This window comes from Microvirga sp. jy35, from assembly GCF_056148915.1.
Genome location: NZ_JBWBEW010000008.1, coordinates 17,040 through 37,009 on the forward strand (window position 1 = coordinate 17,040; position 19,970 = coordinate 37,009).

Genomic DNA, 19,970 nt, shown 5'->3' on the forward strand with positions numbered 1-19,970 from the left:
GTGCGATCCTCAGCTTTTTGTGCTCACCATCTCAGCAGTCGGCCACGCTGACCACTGCTGGGCTGGAGCCACGAAATTCGAACAGCGTGGAGTATTACCGCGCCGTATTGGCCGAGATAGCTAACTACGACACATCATCCATGAGGCCGCCGATGGACTTACCTGAGAGCATCCACAAGGCCATTGACGCATGGGAACAGCCACGTACTGCGTGACGCTCCACAAGTGCGACCGCACAGGTGAGCACCCGTCTAAGAGGTTCATGAACTGGCGTCCTGATAAGCCCAAATTTGTAGCCGGTCCCACGAGAGGGACAGCCGGTGTCACCACAGGGACAGTAACCAGAGTCACGAAAGAAAATTGCCGTGAACTGTCCCTCTCACGGGACCGCACCCGCCATTTGGAGATCTCCACCGGTCTCACCACAGGTACACATATAATCTACCAGATGGGGTTGGGAGTGGAGAAATAAGGAGCGGCGCCTGTTGCACCTAGTTTGGTGTGGCCTTGTGGTCAGTTAACGGCGCATCCACTTGCACTCGGATGCCCTCGGGCAAGTACTCTGTCCTGACATCGCCTTGAAGCTGACGCCCAAGCACGCGTTCTAACAGAGTTGTCCCAAAGCCCTTCCGCTTTGGCATTTCAACCAATGGGCCATCCTGTTCTCGCCATTTCAAGTGAAGACGTCGGTCTAGGCCTTCTCCTTCAATTGACCAAGTCACGTGTACGCAACCAGTCGGAAGAGAAAGAGCTCCGTACTTGGCGGCATTCGTGGCCAATTCATGGATGGCCATGCCGAATGCCAAAGCAATACTGTCTGGAAGATGTACTTCAGGACCATGAAGCTTCACCCGCTGATGCCCAGTGTTATACGGCTCCAGCTCGGTTCTCAAGATGTGGTTCAGCGAGGCACCTCCCCAGGCATCGTCAACAAGCAGCGTATGGGTCCTCGCGAGCGAGATGATGCGCTCGGTCACTGCATCACTGAACTCTCTGATGGTCTCCGCCCTTCGGGCCGTCGAGTTGACGACAGCCTGAACAGTAGCGAGGGTATTCTTTACCCGATGGTGTAGCTCGCGAACCATCAGCGCTTGGCGCTCCTCTGCACGATTTCGCTCCACTGCTGCGTCCACAAGAGCTGCGCTCACATTGTTGACCTCACGGATGGAAGTCTGAAGTTTGGGAACGTCTGACCCCGATCCTAACGCATTAGCAGCGGCTGAAAGCCCCTCAATGGCTTTGGTAATGCGTCTGCCAAATAGGTAGGCCAGCGCCGTCGAGAGAAGGGCGAGGCACAGGCCCGTTGCGACCAGCAAGCTTATGAGCCGCCTGATAGGCGCGTTAAGGGTCTCTTCCTCTAGGCCGACCGCAGCAATCCAATCCGAGCCGACTATTCGAGCATAGTGGACGAGTACTGGAACTCCATCCAAGGATTGTGTCCGGAAATTACCCTCTCGACCTGTGACGCCACGCATGAACTCCGTAGCTTCCGTTCCAACAAATGTCTGCTGGCCACGGGTCCGTGCAATGACACGACCCTTCCGGTCAAGGATAGTCGCATAGAGCCCGCTTCCAAGCGGCTCCTTGGAAATGATGTCGAGGATGCGCCTGGCGGGAACTGAGATGTCGATGAGGTAGATGACCTCTCCCGTTGCAGGCTGAACGACCGGCGCGACGACAGCAACAAGAGGCTCCTGATTATAAGATCCGAGGAACAAGTCTGAAATGGCGGCTCGCTTGGTGGTCAGTACCGTCTGGTCGACCTCAAGCGGCCGAGGGGGAAGGTTCTGGTCCTGCAAGAGGCGCGTATTGACCAACTGCTGACCCGCAACGTCACGAATAGCAATATCTACTCCAAGGGAGCGGGCGACAGCGGCTGCCGTTTGGCGGGACTCCTCAGGGTTTAATGGACCTTGGACGAGCCTAGGAGAGGAGGCGGCCAGCCGTGCTGTCCCCATGATAGAGGCTGCCTCCGTTTCCGCGGCATCGGCAATGCGATGCACAATCTCCTGGCCATTCTGCAGAAGATGCGCCCGCTCTGCAGCAGCGTACTGCCAGAGTACCCACCCGACAAAGACAGTCGCTGGCAGAACGAGGAGCGAGCAAAGCAGTCCCAGATGCCAAGCGAGAGAGTGAGCCTGCGCCTTCCCTGTTCGTCGGAATGCGACCTTCACAGTGGATTCTCAAGGGCGGTAGACTTGGTCATATGGCCATCAATGCACAGGGCCGCATTGAAATAAACTACTAAACGAAGCCGTATGTGGTATAGAAGAACCACATAGAGGTTCCTTAGTGATAACAAAAACTGAGAAAGCTAACTTCCCGCCATCAGGCTATCGCCATGCCTCGTGACCGGCAGCGTCTGACCTTGGAGACCGGTCCAAAGTTTGATCCTCGCCAAACTCATCCCGAGTGGCGCTGGTAGACCCGGCAGACATATCCAATGCGTGCTCACCTACGGCTCGGGCGAAACCATTACGGCCATTCTGAAGCTGTCGAATTACAGTGGTTTGCTAGAACTGTCCTTCCAACGACACCAGCAGTCATTCTCTCTCGTGTCGGAGCCCAGGCATTTCGGTTGGCTCCAATGGTAGGCTATCTGCCACAGAACCGGACGGCGGGTGCGTGTACTCTACAGACCACTGGGTGCCACGTTCTTTGCCAGTCGGCACGCCTGGGGCCGCAGAGCAGCCTACGCCTCACAGTTCCTCGACCCGATTGGACGAGCATGGCGAACAAAGGCGAAAGTGAAAGCGGCTTTGCTTGGAAATGAAGATCCGGATGAATGGGATCTGCCACCCAAACCCAAGGGCATGCGCTGGGCCACATACGAGCGGTGGGTGGCGAAGTACGATGCTGCCGAGGAGATGCTCGATGCGCAACTTGCCATGGCGGCAGCGCGGCTGATGAGAGAATTCTAGCAGCTAGCGCTGTTCGACGAATTCGGGTGAAGAATAGCTCCGCGCTATGCAAGTATTTGTTAATGTCTCGGGCGCAGCCTCTCCATGTGCCGAGACGGCACCGTTGTTGTTTCTTCAGAATTTGGCCGTGAAAGGCGGCCTCCCTTGAGCGTCGAACCCACTGGCGCTTTTTCTTCGACGGCCGCTCTGTCAATGAAGGCGGCGCCCTATCGGCCAAGTTGGGCCCATACCGTCAGCTATCAATAGAGCGACGGTTTTACAGAGGAGCATCGAATGCCCCTCATACGGACGACGCATCCCTATGGTAATAGAGAGGAATAGTCATGATTGTCCGCATTCTCACTGCTACTAGCCTTCTTCTTGCTGCCCCTGTCGCCTTTGCCGCGCCCACCAAGCCGAAGTCGATTTCGGCTGTGGTCATCACAAACTCTCGTGGAGTGCAGGCGACGGATGTCGCTGTTGGGGCAAATGGTCAAACAGTTCGACTGTCGAAGCCACTTGCCCCGAAAGCACAAGCCACTCTGAAGTTGCCGAAGATGGCAGGCTGCATGGTGGTTGTGGCCGCTGTCTTTGAGGATGAGGCAACGTCAGAACTCTCTGAGCTTGATGTATGCAAAGATAGGACCATAAGATTCACAGATTGATTGCTGCTACTTCCGGATAGAACCAACTTAGAAGGAATCTTCTCTTCTAAAACGAGGTGAGCGCAGACTCGGCTGCAGTGCTATGGCGCTAAGGTTCGCTGCGCTCGCCGGCCATTGAGGCCCTCGATACCGACCTGAAGAGACCCGTATCCATATAGCCCACGTTCAGTTCTGATATCAGGTATTATCGTAAACTGGGTGAGAGACCGGCGTCCTGTCAGTTGCCGCAACAAAGCCTCTGACGGGTGTTCCAATCTGGCCAACGGGCTATCAGAGGAAAATACTCAATGGGCAGTTTCCTTCCGCAGCTAACGTCAGCGGACTGGGCAATTGTCATTGCTGTCATTCTTGTGCCTCTTCTTATGGTATTTGGTGTCTATGCGATCCGCTCCGAGATCCGCGAGGCCCTGCGCATCGAGGCCAAATCTGTCAGACTCAAGACCAGCAAAGAGGAGCGCCAAGAGTGGCGTAAGCGGGCACCGTCCCCGGAAACGCTCAATCTGCTGGATGATGTCGAGACGCTCCTGCGCCTCATTCATGCGGATGAGGTGTTCGCTCGACAGGAGCACAAGGAGGCTGTTCGCCTCGCCTGGATGAGCTATCGAATCCCGGTTCGCATAGCCCTGTTTGGCAGCGTAATACTCGGCGGCATTATCTCCATGGTTTTTATGGTAGTTGCTCAAGGCCCTTCCAATCCGATTCCTTGACGTTCGGGGCGTCCTATGGGTGCCAACAGCGCTATAAAAACGTCCCGCCTTGAAGAAGGCCGCTAGGATCTTGTCTCTAGCATGTTGCGGCTTGCGAGAACCACATCGGAGCGGCTTCATGGACGGTGCTGAAGCATAGGCGCAATGGCAGCAGCCTTGGGAGTTTCGGTATGGCATACATGACACCACAAGAGCGCGCTCAGAGCCTCCGAGACGCAATTCATATGTATATTGACTTGGCTGAAGGCAATGAGGCTGGGCCGACTTGGAGGTTAACAGATAGGGGCTTCGCCAGGATTGCCTCCGTCATTCGTGAGGCTGAAAATGATGCATTGGAGCGAGCCGCAGAGTTGTGCGAGGCGGTGCACCTCGGGAGCCGGACCCGGTACAGTATGCTTCTTGGGCCGGATTATCTCGTGACGAGAAGTCTCCTATCACGGGAGCTTGCTGCTGGCATCCGGGCATTGAAGCATACGTCCTCAGCGTTCTAGCAACTAGAAACACGCCAACAGCGTTAAGAGTATGGAGTCCCATCTCGGCTGAGGAGCCATCGACACCCAACAGCTTGGCCACTGGCCGGGTTGGCGACGTTCTTCCGTGTCTCGGGAGGGTGAAGCCATGGTTCGGATCCTCACATTGGCCGTCGCATTTGCCTTAGCTGCCTCCGCCGGAGCAGAGGGGGCGCCATCGCGCAAACGTAGCATCTCTGCTCAAGAGCGAACTCCACCGCCCCAGACCGCACAGGAGCAGGATGAGTTTCGGTCATGTGACGTGGCCGTCCGTGAATTTGTCCAGGGGCGGATGGAGGCCGCGGCACTTCCTGTCAAAGAGGTGACGGTCGACGGTTTACGGATGACCTTGAACTTCATTCATCCATTTGGGGAGAGCGGGGACACTCCTCCAAATCTGGCCTTCACACGGGGTGAATCGATTGAGGAGCGCCGTAAGGCATTGAACGAGGCGAAGCAGAAAGCCCGGATGCTCGCTGAGGCGGCCAAGACAGGAAGCGTCTGGTATGTGGTTGTCCTCAAGAAGGAGGGCGTCCTTGGAGACGAGCGCCGCACCCCGGCCGCCGTACAGGCAGGAGAGGGGCATCAGTTCTCAGCTGATGCCGTGGTCATGGCCAGCATCGAGGGCCGGTGCATAACTGTCTCGCAGTATGAATCCATCCCTCTCGCTAACCTGAGTGGCGAGTTGCGACAGCTGCTAGGTCAGCGAGAGCAGGAGGCGGCGCCAGCTGAAACCTCTCCACCGCAGCCTCCGTCATAACGGCTACTGCAGTATGGACTGTAGGTCGGGAACCTGCCGCGCAAATGGGAGGGTAGCCTCTGGGTTCTGTCTTGATCTGGCCACACTCAAGCTTAAGCATCTGTTACCTTCAACAACACAAGGGTGCGAAATGACGAGAAGGAGGCAGGTTGCGGTCTATGGACAGCTCGGAATTGTCATCGCAGCATTCGTCTTTATTGCCGGGATCATCACAGCGCCCATTCTCCCTGGGTCTGCGACATCCTTGGTCGTTGCTTCCAAATTGCATTACGAGCCAGACCTGCACCTCAACGTTACACCAGCAAGCTTCGAGAGGAAGCTGCCTTAAGCGCCTCTGCCCATCCTTCAGCAGTGCTCTTCTTCACTTGAGGTGGCGCGCTCTCCCTCCCGTCACAGGTACTGATACAGAACCAAGGCGCAAGCCGTAAGGACAAGAGCTCCTGCGCCTCCCTTTGAATGGCGTTGGGAGCCTCGTTCTTTGCTGGTCGGCACACTTAGAGCGCAGGGCTGCCTATGCCTCTCAGTTCCTCGACCCTATCGGTCGAGCCTGGCGCCGAAGGCGAAGGTGAAGGCGGCGGTGCTCGGAGATGAGGACCCTGATGAGTGGGATCTGCCACCAAAGCCCAAAGGAATGCGCTGGGCGACGTATGAGCGATGGGTTGCCAAGTACGATGCCGCTGAGGAGATGCTCGATACGCAGCTCGATATGGCAGCGGCGCGGCTGATGAAGCGGCTATAGTTTACGAGCTGCTACACGCTAGCCAGAGCTAACAGCATTTGCACTGAATGCGCATCACCCCCGGACGTGCTCGCATCCAGGGGTGAAGCCAGTTCTTTAGATTACAGGCTTAGCGGTCCGTGTCACTCTTGCCGTTCGGGCTGCCATCGTTGCCTCCGTTTCCGAAGCCATTGTTGCCCTTGTCGCCACCGTTGTTGCCATTGCCCCCATTCCCGTTCCCGCCAGCATTGCCGCCCTTACCACCGTTGCCGCCAGCGTTGCTGCCTTTGTCATCGGCGTCGCTGCGGCCTTTCTCACCGCCGCCAAAGTCACGGCCATTTGGGCTTTCACCCGCATTGCCGACGCCCTTGTCGTTGCCCGGATTGCCGGGACCACCAACGTTGCTACCGCCGCTTCCAGTCGAGCCACCCGTATTACCGGTTCCACCAGTGTTCCCGTTGTCGGCAACAGTACCGCCATTACCCTTGGTCCCGCCGGTGCCGCTGTTTCCACCAGAGCCCACAGTGCCGACACCACCTGATGAGCCGCCAGTGCCAACCGTGCCGCCGGTGCTTCCAGTGCCTACCGTTCCACCAGCGCCAATCACACCGCCTGTCCCAACGTTGCCACCAACACCAACATTTCCGCCAGCACCAACATTACCGCCGGTTCCGATGTTGTTGCCATTCCGAACCGGTCCGGAAGATCCGCCGACTCCGATTGCAGGGCCGTTCGTGCCGCGACCATTGATAGATCCGGTGTTCAGGTCGTTGCGGTCGTTCAACCGGTCCATTCGCTGGCGCAGAGCTTGAGGCCTGATGGCGCAGCTGCAGACTTCCTGCCCCTGCACGATGCGGAGCTGGCAGTTGTGATACATGGATGGATTGGCGACTGCAGGGATGCACTGCTGGCCTGTTCGAATGACTTGTGCAGAAGTTGAGGCAGAAGAGGCTAAGAACAGAGCTACGCCAGACAAGGCGATAACATAAGAACGCTTCATGGTTCACCTACACTAATCTACATTTACAGGGTGACTGCACAACGACAGTCGTCATGACCTGAAGACGTTAAAAAGTAGAACGTGTTCCTAACCAGAAAAGACATAATCCTAAAGGATTAATATGGACCCATATCGCCTTTGAGATGAACAGGTGTAGAAATATACTTGGGCCCCAGCATTAATAATCAGTGCTAAACAATAAATAAGCCCCTGAGGACTATGTACTGACCATCAGGGGCTTTGAAGTTTTGGCTTGAAGGCGGTAGGTGATCGCCTCCGTTACATTAACGGCTGTGGCCGCCAAACAGTTCCTCTTTCTATCCTGCTGATGGAAGGCAACATGTCTCCTTCTCAACAGGTGTCCGTCGACCAGACATCGAAACGGCAGCGACGGGTTGATGAAGCGCCGCTATATCCTGCATCTAGGTACTAAGCCCAATGCGGCGCTGAGGGTCGTTGTCGTTCACTGCGCCTCGGGATGGACGAGGGCTCATAGCGACCATCGGCAGCAATCCTCTCAAGAACATTCTTGCCGAGCAGTAGGAAAGGACGGTTTGCATAGCACGGCCTCCCTGAAGGTAAGCCAAGACTATCCACCTATCGAGATTGGGCTCGCGGATCGCGCAAGAACAATCGACGAAAAGCCGAGATACTGCCGCACGTGCCGGACCTTGCCCCAGACCGTCAGGCAATCAGAATGCGGGCTGCTGGCTCATGGCTAAGATGATTAGCAAGCCGGAACTAAGCGGCTTCGATACGCCTCAATCTCGCACTCGGCCTCATGGCTGCGTAGCCATGCCTCTGCCGTCGAGCGGGATGGAAACTCTTTGACGCAAATCTTCGGTGTGAGTTTCCCCCGAATGGGAACAACGACCCGCCACTGTCTTTTCATTTGTAGCACGTAGGCCGGTGGGTGGTCCTGCCTCTTCATATTGGACCTCCGCGATTAGTCAGTAATCCAGAGTATGGTGGCCGGTGTTTTTGAGAAGTTAAGAAGGCTTGATAAAGCAGCCTTAGCCAAGAGATTTCGATTTAGAACTCAGCGGTCACCTTCGTTGCCGGACGGCAGTTCAAGCCTTCCCTTTTAGTTTCATCACTGACAACAAGAGCGGCCTTCCTGCGTTGTCCTTGAGCACTCTCACTTGCGGAGGGACGCGCCTATGGATGTCTCGGTTAGACTGGAAGACAGGTCCAAGCATACTTGGGCGGTTTATGTCGATGACGCCTGCATCGCACGGGGCCTGCCGCGAGCTGAGGCGAACCGAATTCGAGGGCAGATCCAGCGGGGGGGAGCTTAAGCCACATCTCGGTTAGGCCAGGCTCCCGCCGCTCAGGGCGCAGGTCGCCCCATAATCAATCATCCACACTCTTCACAGGCCTGCTTGCAAGGGAGGAACCTCCCTCGACAGCTCCGCGTATCTGAGTAGATGTTCTTTTTTTGTTCTACTCAGGTGTGGCACGAGGATGGGCAGAACCAAGCTGACAGTGGAGCAGGTGCTGGAGGCGCGGCTGCGCTATGCCTCCGGCGAGCGGGAATACAGCAAGCTTGCCCGTGAGTTTAGGGTAAGTAGGGAGGCTGTGCGCAGTGCGGCCGAGGGGCTGACCTTCAAGTACCTGCCTATGCCACCCAAGAGGCTGAAGTGAGATCCGGCCGCAATCCGCGCCGAGCCTATGACGCTGATGGCAACGAGATCCCGCCGGTCAAGGTCAGTCAGAGCCTTGCGGATGGGTACAGAACCGTAATGGCCTACTGCGACGCCACAAACTGCGGGCACGGTGCCGAGGTGCCACTGCAGGGGTGGCCTGCTGACCTGCCGGTGCCCGACATGGCCTTGAAGCTGCGATGCTCACAGTGTGGGAGCCGTCGCGTCAGGATGATGGTCAACGTCGCAGAACTGTACGCGAGGGCTCATGGCGCAGGCAGCACCAGCAGGTAAGTCCTTCTGCGACTGGCTCTGTTAAGGACGCGTTTACCTTTAGAGCGCAACCTCGTCCTGTGCCTTGTTGGCACGGTCGTTCTCCCTGAATGGTCGCACCGCGGCCCACCTGGAGCGCCAGCCGAATGGGCGCTCTTTCTTCATGGGGTCATCAGTCCTTGGCCTCGCTGCTCAACAGCAGTTCGTGACCGTCTGGGAATCCATGCGCGTTGAGGTGCAGTTAGCCTGAAGGGTAGGAGTCTGAGGACCGACCGGCGCGCAACAGAGGCGTGACGCCTTCAAAGCTCACCTACTATTATGCCGCAGCCTGTGCTTTAGCCTTCTGCTTTTCGACTTGCTGCCCTCCAAACATTTCAATGGCCTCGCTAGCGAGCCTGCGGAACTCCTCCTTGAGGATTTCTGGCTCGTTCGCCCAGGAGGTTCCTTCACCCTCGGCCTCATAAAACGCGCGAGCTATATTCTCTACCGCCTGTGATACACCTATGAAGGTAAGCCCATGCTTCAGACCATCAGACCAGACTAGCCTCGCACGCACTGACATACTTCTCGCAGGGATCTCGAAATCGACTTCGAGCGGCATCTGAACGGGGTGCTTGAGAACGACCTGTGCTCCAGCATCCGAGAGATCTCTCACGGCACACTCATGGACAGAGAGGGGACTACTGAGCCTAATCTGACCCGCGAGAAGGGTCCGCAGACGCTTTGCCGAACGACGCTCACTCATCAAGACACCCCTAGGGCTGGTCCGACCTCATCTGCCCAGAGGCAATTCGGCCCAAAATTTTCTGGAAGTGCGGCACTAAACACTAGATTGAGGTGGCCTTCTATAGGACCGGAAGTTCTAGGCCGAATGTCCTAGCAGTCACCTCAGTCGGCGAATGAAGTGCTTCCTTCTGAAAGATTGCCTCTCACTGTTGAGGAGAGCCTCGGAAGGCACCAGCAATAACTGAAGCGGCGCCAGAACACTCACTGCGCTGTGATTGCGGCCGGGTGGTTCAATAGCCAAGCCAGTAGCAAAGGTGGGGAAGAGCTTTGCCGCCCAACATCTTTCGTAGTCTTTTCAGTGTCTTACGAGAAAATGATGGCGGAGACGGAGGGATTCGAACCCTCGATACCCTTTTGGGGTATGCTCATTTAGCAAACGAGTGCCTTCAGCCGCTCGGCCACGTCTCCAGGCGAATAAGGCAGGATCGGGATCCCGCTTCGCAGGTGGCGCAATAGACGCGAACAGGGTCCTTTCGTCAAGGTCCAAAATGAGCGGCTTCGAGGTTCAGGCCCGGCTCGTCTCAAGCAGGCGGATGGGCCGGCCGGCAGGGTCCTGAGCCCTTTCGCTGCCCGGCCACGGGGCATTCACGATGGTTCGCCAGAGAGCGCGCAATCCGGATGTATGATCTGTCCCTCGGATCGGTGAGACACTGCCGAGGTGATGCCTTTAAGGCATCGCGTCAGGTCAGGCTCCGGTCCCTGGCCGCGGCCGAAAGCACCGTGTCGTTCCAGCGATGATGGCGGTCCCCCATGACATCCCTGAGGGGCATCAGGAGGCCGGGGCGGCCTCTGCCTTTGCGTACAGATCCCTGATCTCTTCGAAACTCCGGATGGCAGGGCCTGAATGTCTGACGATGACGGCACTCAGTTGCCTGAACTTGTCGTCGGCCCATTCCTCGACAACCAAAGCAACCGCGTCCCGAAGAGGCAGCGTCGCAACCTTGCTGGCCATGGTCTCACCGACAGGAGCCTCAAACGGGCGATTGAGGGCGAGAAGATCGACCATCTCGTCGAAATTGTAGGCTGCGATCACGATCCTCTCCAATGAACAATCACGGCAATCTAGGCTATTGGGCATCCAATTGTGGCAACTGAATGCCCACGCTTGCGGCACGCTGGCTTCGGCGGTCGAGCGGGGGACGAACGGGTGTTTTATCCCCAGGGTTGATGCCGGTTCGGGAAGAATGGAGCACTTCGCATCAGTTCAGACTTGTCCTTTGTTCGTTCCTGTCCGGCAGTGGTGCGGCCTCTCCCGCTTCGTCCGGGATGATGAGCACGGAAACGGCATGGCCGCTGGACGCGAGTATATCGGCGGCATCGAACGCGGAGCGCTCCGCGTCCTGGCGTGTTGCAAAAGCCGTCTGCTTTCGATCCGCGTAGGTGACCAGCCACTCGCCTTGGAACTTGAAGACGACGAACCGATCCGTATGCATCCGCCACTCCCTGAATACGACGCAAACGAAGTCCCGATAAGGCTAGCCGATTACAATCATTCTTGGATGAAACGATAGAGGTAGAGCACGGATCAAAAGAGATAGGGCTCGAAGGTTGTCAGCCCTGTTGGACTCGGGACGAGGGCTGACATTCGCCCTTTTATGCCTTGTGCCCGGTCGAACGCTCCCGTCATCCGCGACGCATCGCTGACGCACATGTGGTTCTCCAGGAGCTGCGTGGCAATTTCGGGTTTAGCTCGTACGAGTTATCGCAGCACCGAAAAGCGCATGATTTAATTCCCCTATCACGATCGATCATGTCGTAGATCGCTCATCCTCCTCGCGAGGATTGAACGGTCCGGCAGATCGTCAATGGAGGATGGAATGGCGACAGTACGTCTTGCTGCTACTTACATGGGGGAGTTGGAAGGGACCGGCCTCTACCGCGTTGATCTGAGCCAGAGTGGCTTCGCAAGCATCGGCGCGATCACCGTGTACGACGACAATGTCATTTCCGGAGGAACCGGCAGCCACTCCGGTTTCGACCTCGATCTTATCAAGATCTTCAATTCCGGAGCGATGGATGCAGCAAGCGTCCTGAGCCTTCAGGGTGACGCAGCCTTCAACTTCAGCTCTGGCGGAGTTGCCTTCCAGCCGGGATACCAGGCGCCGGTCAGGCCTAGGGATCCGGCTGATTGGAACACGAACCTTCGAGGGACCACTGGCGCCAATGTCTACGACTCTGGTCTGGCCACTCTTGGCTCGGCCGATAGTCGGGAATTGTCTCTCGGAGAGGGAGGTCAGGTCACGTTTCTGTTCGGGAGCGGTCTCTCGGCGGGCGGGCGATACCTGTATTTCGGGGATACAGGGGGTAACAGCGAAGGTGCCTATGTGGTCGTGTCCGATATCCCCACCGATGCACCAACTCAGTTCAGGCTCATTGGCACATCTGCCGCGGATGTCATCAGGATCGGCGTCGGGCCGAACCAGCATCTTATGTTCACTGATACGATCGTCTATGGCCGAGGCAATAACGACCGGATCTCCGGCTCGTTCGGCAATGACACGCTGTACGGCGAGACGGGACGCGATACGATTGCAGGCGGAAGCGGCGCGGACTGGCTCTATGGCGGATCCGGGAATGACTCTCTCGCGGGGGGATTGGGCAACGACTGGATCTACGGAGGAACGGGCAACGACCGCCTCAAGGGAGATAAAGGCTCGGACAACTTCGTCTTCAATACCGGTCCCAACGCCCGATTCAACTCCGACCGGATTGTCGATTTCAACCCTCTGCACGACAGCATCTACCTGGAAAACGCGGTCTTCAAGAAGGTGGGCAATGGTTCGATGGTAAGCCCCAGCAAATTGAAGAACGCAGCTTTCTGGCGCGGCAGCGAGGCACACGATGCGAACGACCGCATCATCTACGACAAGGCAACCGGTGCGCTCTATTACGACCGGGACGGCACCGGGGCCGCTGCCCAGATCAAGTTCGCTCAGCTTTCAAAGGGCCTGAAAGTCTCCCATCACGATTTCTTCGTGATCTGAAACCCGAGGCAGGCAGCGAGTAGTTTTCGTCAATTCCTCGCTGCCTGTTTCTCTCACCATCGTTCAGGCCGGCTCCTGCACGCGAGATGCCGGCGGACCGACCCGGTGATCCCTGGCAGGGACATCAGGAACGAGAGAAATCGTTCTCGCTCGGAAGGCGTCCCTCGGGCGTGTACTGGTCTACCGCGTGGGGAAGGTTCGTCGACAGCCGTGACAGAAGCTCTTCGCGGGAGAGACCGGTCTGCTGAGTGAGCGTCGCGAGCACGTCGGGATCGATGGCGCGCTCAAGCTGCTCCGGAGCAACCTCCTTGTTGGGGCCCGTGCCAACCCAGGAATCGACTACCTCGCCATGCCCGTTCTGGCGGAAGCTGTTGACCAGTTCACCCAGGCCGCCGCTCAACAGGCCGCCGGGGCTCGCATTGCCTCCCAGGCCGCCCAGAAGCCCGCCTAGGCCTCCACCGCCCAGAAGTCCGCCCAGGCCACCCATTCCGCCTACCTGTTGGCCTTCTCCCCCCGGCAAACCGGCCCGGTTGCCTGAGGCGCCACCAAGCATCTCGGCGAGTTTGTCCCTGTTCTGATAACCGGCTACGGCCAGAAGGCCCAGAAGTGCTGTCATGGATGGAAAGCCGCGGCTCATGTCGTTCCTCCTCGTTCGATGGACGGTGAATCGCCCCCGCACCGAAAGAGTTCCCTCAAAAAGCACGAGGTCTGCCGTCGCAGTCGTCGGATCTCGGATGCCAGGAAACCGGATCGAGATCGATTTCCAGCACCCGATCTTCGAAGTGTCAGCGTTCGGAAGCCCCTCAAGAAAGCCTTTTCCTGCGGAACGTGCTGCGCGCGTGTGAATACGGGTTGGCAGAGGTGCAGAAGGCTTTACTTTACCTGAGCGTACCGGGTTTTTGATGCCGGCGATCCCGCGCAGCGGATGGTGAAGGGACTTTGATGAAGATGGTCGATGTGGCGGTGATTGGTCTCGGAGCGATGGGCAGCGCCGCCCTGTTCAACCTGGCCCGCCAGGGTCACCGCGTCGTCGGGATCGAGCAGTTCGAGCCGGGCCATGACAAAGGATCGTCGCACGGGGAGAGCAGGATCATCCGCCTGTCATACTTCGAGCATCCCTCCTACGTTCCCCTCGTGCGGCGGGCTCTGGAGAAGTGGCGCGAGCTGGAGGATCTCTCCGGCGAGACGATCCTGACGGTGACGGGCGTTCTCGAAGCGGGCTATCCGGGATCGCCCATCGTGAGCGGCTCCCTCGATGCCTCCAGGCAGCACGACCTGACTCATGAGGTGCTGAGCGCGAGCGACATCGCGCGGCGTTTCCCCGCCTTCAAGGTCCCGTCAAACTGGACCGGCCTGTTTCAGCCCGAAGGCGGGTTCCTGCGGCCGGAGCTGGCCATCCGGTCCTTCGTGCAGCAGGCGGAGCGTCATGGTGCGGAAACGCGTGTGAACACGCGTGTTCTGGGCATCGAGCCCTTCGGTGCGGGTATCCGGGTGCGGACGGACGCGGAGGTGATCGAAGCCGGGTCGGTGATCGTCGCCACCGGCGCGTGGATCGGCGACTTCGTGCCCGTGCTGAAGCCGCATCTCAAGATCACGCGTCAGGTGCTCGGCTGGTTCTCGCCGCTCGAGCCCTCGCTTTTCACGCCGGATCGCTGCCCGGTCTTCCTGCTCGAATCCGAGGACGATGCCTGCTACGGCTTTCCGGAATTCGCCGGCACCGGCGTCAAGACGGCCTCCCATCGGGAGGGAACAGTCCTGCGGGAGGCAGGCGATCTGGCGCAGGATGGCGGCCCCGCCGACGAGGCGCAGATCCGGCGGATGCTGGCACTCGCTATGCCGGATGCGAACGGACCGCTCCGGCAGATGCGCGCCTGTATGTACACCCGGACGCCGGACGAGGATTTCGTGATCGACCTCTCGCCTGTCGACCCGCGGATCATCCTGGCATCGCCGTGCTCGGGTCACGGCTTCAAGTTCGCCAGCGTGATCGGCGAGGTGCTGGCCGATCTCGCCTTGGGGAAGGCGTCGGCGAGCGACATCTCCCGTTTCCAGATCCGCCGGTTCGGAGCACAATCGGCCGAAGGCGGCGCGTAGAACCAAGACATCCGTATACGGAGGCAGGACCATGAAGCGAGGATACGCCTATCAGCTGTCTGCCATGGCCGTGCTGGTCAGCGCCGGCTTTGCGCAGGCTGCGGACATCACCATCGCCGTGGCGGGCCCGATGACGGGACCCGTGGCCAGCATCGGCGAGCAGCTCAAGAACGGCGCCGAACTTGCCGCGCAGGCCATCAACAGGAACGGCGGCGTGAACGGCAGCACGATCAGGATCGTCGTCCATGACGATGCCTGCGATCCCAAGCAGGCTGTCGCCATCGCCAACCGCATCATCTCCGACGGGGTCAAGTTCGTTGACGGCCATGCCTGCTCCGGCTCCTCGATTCCAGCCTCCGAGATCTATGCCGAGGCCGACGTGCTGATGATGAGCCCGGCCTCCAGCAATCCGGCCATGACCGACAAGGCAGCCGAGGAGGGCTGGACAACGATCATGCGCCTTTATGGACGCGATGATGCGCAGGGCCGCTTCATCGGGCCGTGGATCAAGCAGAACTACGGAACAAAGAAGATCGCGATCCTTCACGACAAGAGCGCGTACGGCAAAGGGCTTGCGGACGTTGTGAGGGCGTCCCTGAACGGCGCCGGGGTCAAGGAGGTCCTGTATGAAGGCATCAACGCCGGAGACAAGGACTACACGGCGGTGGTCAACCGTCTCAAGAGCCAGGGCGTGGAGTTCCTCTATTTCGGCGGCTACCACACCGAAGCCGGCCTCATCATGCGCCAGGCCGCTGACCAGAACTACAAGTTCCAGCTCATGATGGGCGACAGCCTCGCGATACCCGAATTCGCGTCCGTGGCGGGGCCCGCGGCTGAGGGAACCCTGTTCACCTTCCCGCCGGACGCCCGCCGCAGCGAGACGGCCAAGGAAGCGCTGGCCCAGTTCAAGCAGATCGGCTTCGAGCCCGAGGGCTTCACCCTGTTTTCCTACGCAACCGTCCAGGCGATTGCCGAAGGGATCAAGAAGGCCGGCAGCGCGGACCCCAAGGCCGTGGCCAAGACCTTGCGCAGCACCAGCGTCGACACGGTGATCGGTCCTGTGACCTTCGACCAGAAGGGCGACATCAAGGACCCGAAATACGATATCAACGTCTGGAAGGGCGGTACCTACAGCAAGCTGACACAGTAGGGATCCGCCTCGTCAACCGGCAGGGCGGCTCCTTGCGGAGCCGCTCCTCGATGTTCAGTCGTGTGCCACGGCCTCATCCGTCGTGGACGGCATGAGGTGTTCGATGGAGACCCAATCCGTGCAGGCCCTGAGAATGGGGGCGAGATAGGCGCGGTTGCCCTTGATCTCGACTACGCGGCAAGGATAGGCCCTGCGATCCCCGGGAGGGCGGTAGATCACGGTCGCTCCCGGCCTGATGTCGTCACTGGCAAGGGAGGACGGTGCGCTGATCGTCGCGAGCGCCGCAGGCTTCTCATTGTCCTGGGACACACCCGCCTGTCGGGCCGCTCGGTAACGCTCCAGAGCTTCGATGGCCATCCTGGCGCGGTCGCGGTAACGATCGCAGACCACCCTCATCAGGGTTCCTCTTTCCCGTCCCGGATACCAAGTCACGCCACCGATCTTGGCCAGTTCTTCGGCAACGACCTCAATCTCTTCCTCTGTCATTGGCTACAATCCCGCGTGAGCATGTGTGGTGTGCTCAGGTCTTGTGACGGCACCCGTGTGACCTGTTCAGCGAGTGCTTTAGCCCCCAGGAGAGTTCTTTTTTATTCAAGCCCGGTGCTTGGCGTCAGGATGCACCGAACAGGTTCAAGCTGGTTCGATCGTATCAAGCCCTCATTTCCATCATCCGCTTCTGCAGGATGGCGAGCTGCTGAATGTAGGGTTCGCGGCGCTCGCGATGCCGGTTCTTGAGCTTCTCGAGAGCGCGGTTCTTGATGCCGGTGTCGGGCGACGTCTTGCTGAGCTTCTCACGCTCCTTTTCGTAGTCGAAATCGAGATCGGCCAAGGTTGCTAAAAGAGATTGCAGCAATGGTTGAAAGGCAGGGGAGTAGATTCTTGGATTACGAGCCCCATTATCTGGTTCTTCTTTATGAAACTTAATATCATCCATCGTCTTCCTCGTATTAACTTTGCGTTAATAGCGTTTGAAGGTACTAAGCCAGGGTTACCCCGTCTGTTGGGTACCCGACACAAGATCCGAAGAAATCGATTTCATCTGAAAACTCGTGTGTCATTCCGCACAAAACGGAGCAGTTGGATCTCGTCAGTCGCATCTGAGCGCGCCTGGCAGAAGCCTTTCGAAGCTGTTGCAGATGACGCGGTAGCATTCGCACGCGGTCGCCTCGAGCCCGCCTCGGTTGGTGATTCGGATGGTGCCTCTTCCCTGAACGATCAAGCCTGCTTTCTGAAGAGCGCTCGTGACGCTGCTGACGGTGGAGCGCTGAACCCCCAGCATCTCGGCCAGCGTCTCATGGGTCAGCGGGACCTCATCGCGATCTGTCCGATCGCGCGTCGTCAGGATTGAGCGGCAGCATCGGGCTTCCACGCTGTGAACGGCGTTACAGGCAACGATCTGCAGGGTCTGAGCCAGGAATGCCTCGGTGAAGCGGAACATGGTGTGCCGCAGCTTCGGCCGCTCCGCGACGCCCTCGTTCAGCCGCTCCAGGGCCACCCGCGACGCCATTCCTGAAACCTGGGTGAGGTAGCGGCCGAACGATTGGCGGGTGACGAGCGCGCTGACGAATCCGAGGGCGCCCTCTCTGCCGAAGATCGCCATCTCGACGGATCCGCCACTTTGAAGAACGGTCAGGAGAGAGATGATCGCGTCGTGAGGGAAGTAGGTGTGCCTGATAGGCTCTCCTATGTCGAAGAGAACCTTGCCCCGCTGCAGCTCAACGATCTCGAGGTGAGGCTCAAGCCAAGAGAAATCTTCTGGCTCCAATGCGTCGAGGAGCCGATTCTTTCGGTGAAAGGCAGCCTTGGGGCCATGGTTCATGGCAAGGTGTCACCGCGTTGTGATGATGCCCGAGAGGAAATCAGGCATCGTTTCAGGATTATAATACCACAGGTTTATGGCTGAGGGCGCTCGCCCCTTTCTATGAACAGGCAATTGCGCCCTGTTATTCCACCTCCACTCAAAAATATCGGCTCGACAGGATCCCGCACGCTCCTCGACAGACAACCGATTCCTGCTTTGTGCCGTCCGTTGTTCGCTTACGGCTAGAAGGCCGTGTCTGAGTGGCCTTCGCGGGAGGCACTTCTGCGTTGGTTTCATAGGGCCATGCGTCGGAGAGCCGGCAAAACCGGTTTACCATTCTTGCTGATCGCATCAGCATGGCTGCAGGTCGAATCCATGAGCGGGAGAACTTCGCATTGAGCACGCAATCGTCGGCAGACCAGTCCACCGAGGGGTCAGCTGCAGACCTCGCTGATTGGTCGGGCTTCCGGCTCCTCGACGCTTATGCCCGCAAGATCGCATCGCCCGTGGACGTGACGAAGGCAGTGATCGCCCGCATCGAAGCCTACGAGCCGCAGCTTCAGGCTCTCTACGCCTTCGATCCCGAGGCCGCCTTGGGCGCCGCTAAGGAATCGGAGCAGCGATGGATGCGCGGCGAGGCGAGGGTGCTCGACGGGATTCCGGCGACGATCAAGGAGAACATCGCCACCAAGGGAACGCCCGTGCCGCTCGGCACCGCCGCGCGCCCGCTTGTTCCTGCCGCTGACGATGCACCGTCGGCGGCTCGGCTGCGCGAAGACGGCGTGGTCATTCTCGCCAAGACCACCATGCCGGATTACGGCATGCTCTCCTCAGGCCTCTCCAGCTTCCACCCGCTCACCCGCAACCCGTGGGATCTTTCGAAGAACCCCGGCGGCAGCTCGGCAGGCGCGGGAGCGGCGGCGGCTGCAGGCTATGGACCGTTCCACATCGGCACCGACATCGGCGGCTCGATCCGGCTGCCGGCGGCCTGGTGCGGGGTCTTCGGCCTCAAACCGAGCTTCGGCCGCATCCCCATCGATCCGACCTATTACGGCCGCGTGGCAGGGCCGATGACGCGAACCGTGCGTGACGCCGCCCTCATGATGACGAGCCTCACGCGCCCCGACGCGCGCGACCCCATGAGCCTGCCGTATCAGGATCTTCCCTGGCTCGATCTGAACATCGACATCAGGGGCCTGAGGATCGGTGTCATGATGCAGGCCGGCATCGGCATGCCGCTCGATCCGGAGATCCGCGCCGCGGTAGAGCGGGCGGCGCAGCTCCTGGGCGACGCCGGCGCCGTCATCGAGGAGGTGCCTGCCTTCATCACCCGCGCGATGCTCGACGGCCTCGACGATTTCTGGCGCCAGCGCGCATGGACGGACATGGCACCCTTGAGCGAGGACGAGCGCGGCAGGATCCTGCCCTATATCCGGCAATGGGCCGAGGGAGGGAAGAACCTGACCGGCGCTGAGGTTTATAGCGGCATGAACCAGATGATGGTGATGCGCCACGCGGCGGTCTCCGCCACGCATCGCTTCGACTTCGTGATCTCCCCCGTGGCGCCCTGCGTGGCCTATCCGGCGGAACTCGCCTCGCCGATCCACAACCCTGAGGAGCCCTTCGAGCATATCGGCTACACGGTGGCCTTCAACATGTCGGACCAGCCGGCGTCCTCCGTGAATGCCGGCTTCACCAAGGCCGGCCTGCCCATAGGCCTCCAGATCATCGGCCGCCGTTTCGACGACGTGGGCGTGCTGCGGCTCTCGCAGGCCTGGGAAGAGATGTGTCCGGAGAAGCGGCCCTGGCCGAAGGTTTCGGGCAAGCTGACAACTTCCTCGTCATCCCCGGACTTGTTCCGGGGATCCACGTTTTTCCTTTCCGCTTCTCCGTCCTCATCCTGAGGAGGATTGCGTGAGCAATCCGTCTCGAAGGAGGATCCAGTGCTCTCTGGAGCCTCCTTCGAGACGCAGCTGCGCT

The 19,970-nt window shown here is 59.0% G+C and carries 20 protein-coding genes and 1 tRNA gene; 11 read left to right on the plus strand and 10 right to left on the minus strand.

Annotated elements, in window-relative coordinates; genetic code table 11:
• Positions 1–491: 491 nt before the first annotated feature.
• Positions 492–2,174, minus strand: a complete 1,683-nt coding sequence (locus tag AC0QTX_RS08545) for a sensor histidine kinase (protein ID WP_474603408.1) — start codon at positions 2,172–2,174, stop codon at positions 492–494.
• Between the two features lie 447 nt (positions 2,175–2,621).
• Here AC0QTX_RS08545 and AC0QTX_RS08550 point away from each other — a divergent pair, with 447 nt between their 5' ends.
• The 5 genes from AC0QTX_RS08550 to AC0QTX_RS08570 all read left to right on the plus strand — a co-directional run bounded on the left by AC0QTX_RS08550 (position 2,622) and on the right by AC0QTX_RS08570 (position 6,280).
• On the plus strand, positions 2,622–2,921 hold the full coding sequence (locus tag AC0QTX_RS08550) for a hypothetical protein (RefSeq protein WP_474603409.1): 300 nt from the start codon (positions 2,622–2,624) through the stop codon (positions 2,919–2,921).
• A gap of 323 nt (positions 2,922–3,244) precedes the next feature.
• Positions 3,245–3,565, plus strand: a complete 321-nt coding sequence (locus tag AC0QTX_RS08555; RefSeq protein WP_474603410.1) for a hypothetical protein — start codon at positions 3,245–3,247, stop codon at positions 3,563–3,565.
• A 287-nt stretch (positions 3,566–3,852) separates the two neighbouring features.
• On the plus strand, positions 3,853–4,272 hold the full coding sequence (locus AC0QTX_RS08560) for a hypothetical protein (protein WP_474603411.1): 420 nt from the start codon (positions 3,853–3,855) through the stop codon (positions 4,270–4,272).
• Between the two features lie 771 nt (positions 4,273–5,043).
• On the plus strand, positions 5,044–5,541 hold the full coding sequence (locus tag AC0QTX_RS08565; protein ID WP_474603412.1) for a hypothetical protein: 498 nt from the start codon (positions 5,044–5,046) through the stop codon (positions 5,539–5,541).
• A gap of 565 nt (positions 5,542–6,106) precedes the next feature.
• Complete coding sequence (locus AC0QTX_RS08570) at positions 6,107–6,280, plus strand: hypothetical protein (protein WP_474603413.1); 174 nt, start codon at positions 6,107–6,109, stop codon at positions 6,278–6,280.
• Between the two features lie 109 nt (positions 6,281–6,389).
• On the opposite strand, the gene AC0QTX_RS08575 is transcribed toward AC0QTX_RS08570, so the two are convergent.
• Entirely contained in the window at positions 6,390–7,259 is an 870-nt protein-coding gene (locus tag AC0QTX_RS08575) for a hypothetical protein (protein ID WP_474603414.1), read from the minus strand.
• Positions 7,260–8,723: 1,464 nt separating this feature from the next.
• On the opposite strand from AC0QTX_RS08575, the gene AC0QTX_RS08580 reads away from it, so the two are divergent.
• Positions 8,724–8,903, plus strand: coding sequence for a hypothetical protein (locus AC0QTX_RS08580; RefSeq protein WP_474603415.1), 180 nt, complete (start codon positions 8,724–8,726; stop codon positions 8,901–8,903).
• 588 nt (positions 8,904–9,491) lie between these two features.
• Here AC0QTX_RS08580 and AC0QTX_RS08585 read toward each other — a convergent pair.
• From AC0QTX_RS08585 to AC0QTX_RS08600, 4 genes are all read right to left on the minus strand, one after another.
• Positions 9,492–9,920 carry a PilZ domain-containing protein gene (locus tag AC0QTX_RS08585; protein ID WP_474603416.1) on the minus strand — a complete coding sequence of 143 codons (429 nt, stop codon included), beginning with the start codon at positions 9,918–9,920 and terminating at the stop codon, positions 9,492–9,494.
• Between the two features lie 358 nt (positions 9,921–10,278).
• Positions 10,279–10,369, minus strand: a tRNA-Ser gene (locus tag AC0QTX_RS08590).
• A gap of 361 nt (positions 10,370–10,730) precedes the next feature.
• On the minus strand, positions 10,731–10,994 hold the full coding sequence (locus AC0QTX_RS08595) for a hypothetical protein (RefSeq protein ID WP_474603417.1): 264 nt from the start codon (positions 10,992–10,994) through the stop codon (positions 10,731–10,733).
• A 166-nt stretch (positions 10,995–11,160) separates the two neighbouring features.
• Positions 11,161–11,394, minus strand: coding sequence for a hypothetical protein (locus AC0QTX_RS08600; protein ID WP_474603418.1), 234 nt, complete (start codon positions 11,392–11,394; stop codon positions 11,161–11,163).
• 384 nt (positions 11,395–11,778) lie between these two features.
• Between AC0QTX_RS08600 and AC0QTX_RS08605 the strand changes: the two genes are divergently transcribed.
• Entirely contained in the window at positions 11,779–12,945 is a 1,167-nt protein-coding gene (locus AC0QTX_RS08605) for a calcium-binding protein (protein ID WP_474603419.1), read from the plus strand.
• A gap of 124 nt (positions 12,946–13,069) precedes the next feature.
• Here the strand turns inward: AC0QTX_RS08605 and AC0QTX_RS08610 are convergent, their stop codons facing one another.
• On the minus strand, positions 13,070–13,582 hold the full coding sequence (locus tag AC0QTX_RS08610) for a YidB family protein (RefSeq protein ID WP_474603420.1): 513 nt from the start codon (positions 13,580–13,582) through the stop codon (positions 13,070–13,072).
• Between the two features lie 305 nt (positions 13,583–13,887).
• Here AC0QTX_RS08610 and solA point away from each other — a divergent pair, with 305 nt between their 5' ends.
• Positions 13,888–15,039 (plus strand): N-methyl-L-tryptophan oxidase, encoded by a 1,152-nt coding sequence (gene solA, locus AC0QTX_RS08615; protein ID WP_474603421.1) that lies wholly within the window; start codon positions 13,888–13,890, stop codon positions 15,037–15,039.
• Between the two features lie 31 nt (positions 15,040–15,070).
• The gene (locus AC0QTX_RS08620) at positions 15,071–16,189 is read left to right on the plus strand and encodes an ABC transporter substrate-binding protein (protein WP_474603422.1); all 1,119 of its coding nucleotides are present in this window, start codon (positions 15,071–15,073) and stop codon (positions 16,187–16,189) included.
• Positions 16,190–16,243: 54 nt separating this feature from the next.
• On the opposite strand, the gene AC0QTX_RS08625 is transcribed toward AC0QTX_RS08620, so the two are convergent.
• From AC0QTX_RS08625 to AC0QTX_RS08635, 3 genes are all read right to left on the minus strand, one after another.
• A complete protein-coding gene (locus tag AC0QTX_RS08625; RefSeq protein WP_474603423.1) occupies positions 16,244–16,675 on the minus strand; it encodes a hypothetical protein in 432 nt (143 codons plus the stop codon).
• Between the two features lie 163 nt (positions 16,676–16,838).
• Positions 16,839–17,123 (minus strand): hypothetical protein, encoded by a 285-nt coding sequence (locus AC0QTX_RS08630; RefSeq protein WP_474603424.1) that lies wholly within the window; start codon positions 17,121–17,123, stop codon positions 16,839–16,841.
• Between the two features lie 153 nt (positions 17,124–17,276).
• Positions 17,277–17,789, minus strand: coding sequence for a Crp/Fnr family transcriptional regulator (locus tag AC0QTX_RS08635; RefSeq protein WP_474603425.1), 513 nt, complete (start codon positions 17,787–17,789; stop codon positions 17,277–17,279).
• A gap of 18 nt (positions 17,790–17,807) precedes the next feature.
• On the opposite strand from AC0QTX_RS08635, the gene AC0QTX_RS08640 reads away from it, so the two are divergent.
• Both AC0QTX_RS08640 and AC0QTX_RS08645 read left to right on the plus strand, forming a co-directional pair.
• The gene (locus AC0QTX_RS08640; RefSeq protein WP_474603426.1) at positions 17,808–18,092 is read left to right on the plus strand and encodes a hypothetical protein; all 285 of its coding nucleotides are present in this window, start codon (positions 17,808–17,810) and stop codon (positions 18,090–18,092) included.
• A 293-nt stretch (positions 18,093–18,385) separates the two neighbouring features.
• Positions 18,386–19,894, plus strand: a complete 1,509-nt coding sequence (locus AC0QTX_RS08645) for an amidase (protein WP_474603427.1) — start codon at positions 18,386–18,388, stop codon at positions 19,892–19,894.
• Positions 19,895–19,970 lie beyond the last annotated feature (76 nt).

Bases quoted from the DNA above. Each gene is read 5' to 3' on its own strand.
- AC0QTX_RS08555 (WP_474603410.1), top strand. From the start codon at position 3,245: ATGATTGTCCGCATTCTCACTGCTACTAGCCTTCTTCTTGCTGCCCCT.
- AC0QTX_RS08560 (WP_474603411.1), top strand. From the start codon at position 3,853: ATGGGCAGTTTCCTTCCGCAGCTAACGTCAGCGGACTGGGCAATTGTC.
- AC0QTX_RS08575 (WP_474603414.1), bottom strand. From the start codon at position 7,259: ATGAAGCGTTCTTATGTTATCGCCTTGTCTGGCGTAGCTCTGTTCTTA.
- AC0QTX_RS08580 (WP_474603415.1), top strand. From the start codon at position 8,724: ATGGGCAGAACCAAGCTGACAGTGGAGCAGGTGCTGGAGGCGCGGCTG.
- AC0QTX_RS08585 (WP_474603416.1), bottom strand. From the start codon at position 9,920: ATGAGTGAGCGTCGTTCGGCAAAGCGTCTGCGGACCCTTCTCGCGGGT.
- AC0QTX_RS08600 (WP_474603418.1), bottom strand. From the start codon at position 11,394: ATGCATACGGATCGGTTCGTCGTCTTCAAGTTCCAAGGCGAGTGGCTG.
- AC0QTX_RS08605 (WP_474603419.1), top strand. From the start codon at position 11,779: ATGGCGACAGTACGTCTTGCTGCTACTTACATGGGGGAGTTGGAAGGG.
- AC0QTX_RS08610 (WP_474603420.1), bottom strand. From the start codon at position 13,582: ATGAGCCGCGGCTTTCCATCCATGACAGCACTTCTGGGCCTTCTGGCC.
- solA (WP_474603421.1), top strand. From the start codon at position 13,888: ATGAAGATGGTCGATGTGGCGGTGATTGGTCTCGGAGCGATGGGCAGC.
- AC0QTX_RS08620 (WP_474603422.1), top strand. From the start codon at position 15,071: ATGAAGCGAGGATACGCCTATCAGCTGTCTGCCATGGCCGTGCTGGTC.
- AC0QTX_RS08625 (WP_474603423.1), bottom strand. From the start codon at position 16,675: ATGACAGAGGAAGAGATTGAGGTCGTTGCCGAAGAACTGGCCAAGATC.
- AC0QTX_RS08630 (WP_474603424.1), bottom strand. From the start codon at position 17,123: ATGGATGATATTAAGTTTCATAAAGAAGAACCAGATAATGGGGCTCGT.
- AC0QTX_RS08635 (WP_474603425.1), bottom strand. From the start codon at position 17,789: ATGGCGATCTTCGGCAGAGAGGGCGCCCTCGGATTCGTCAGCGCGCTC.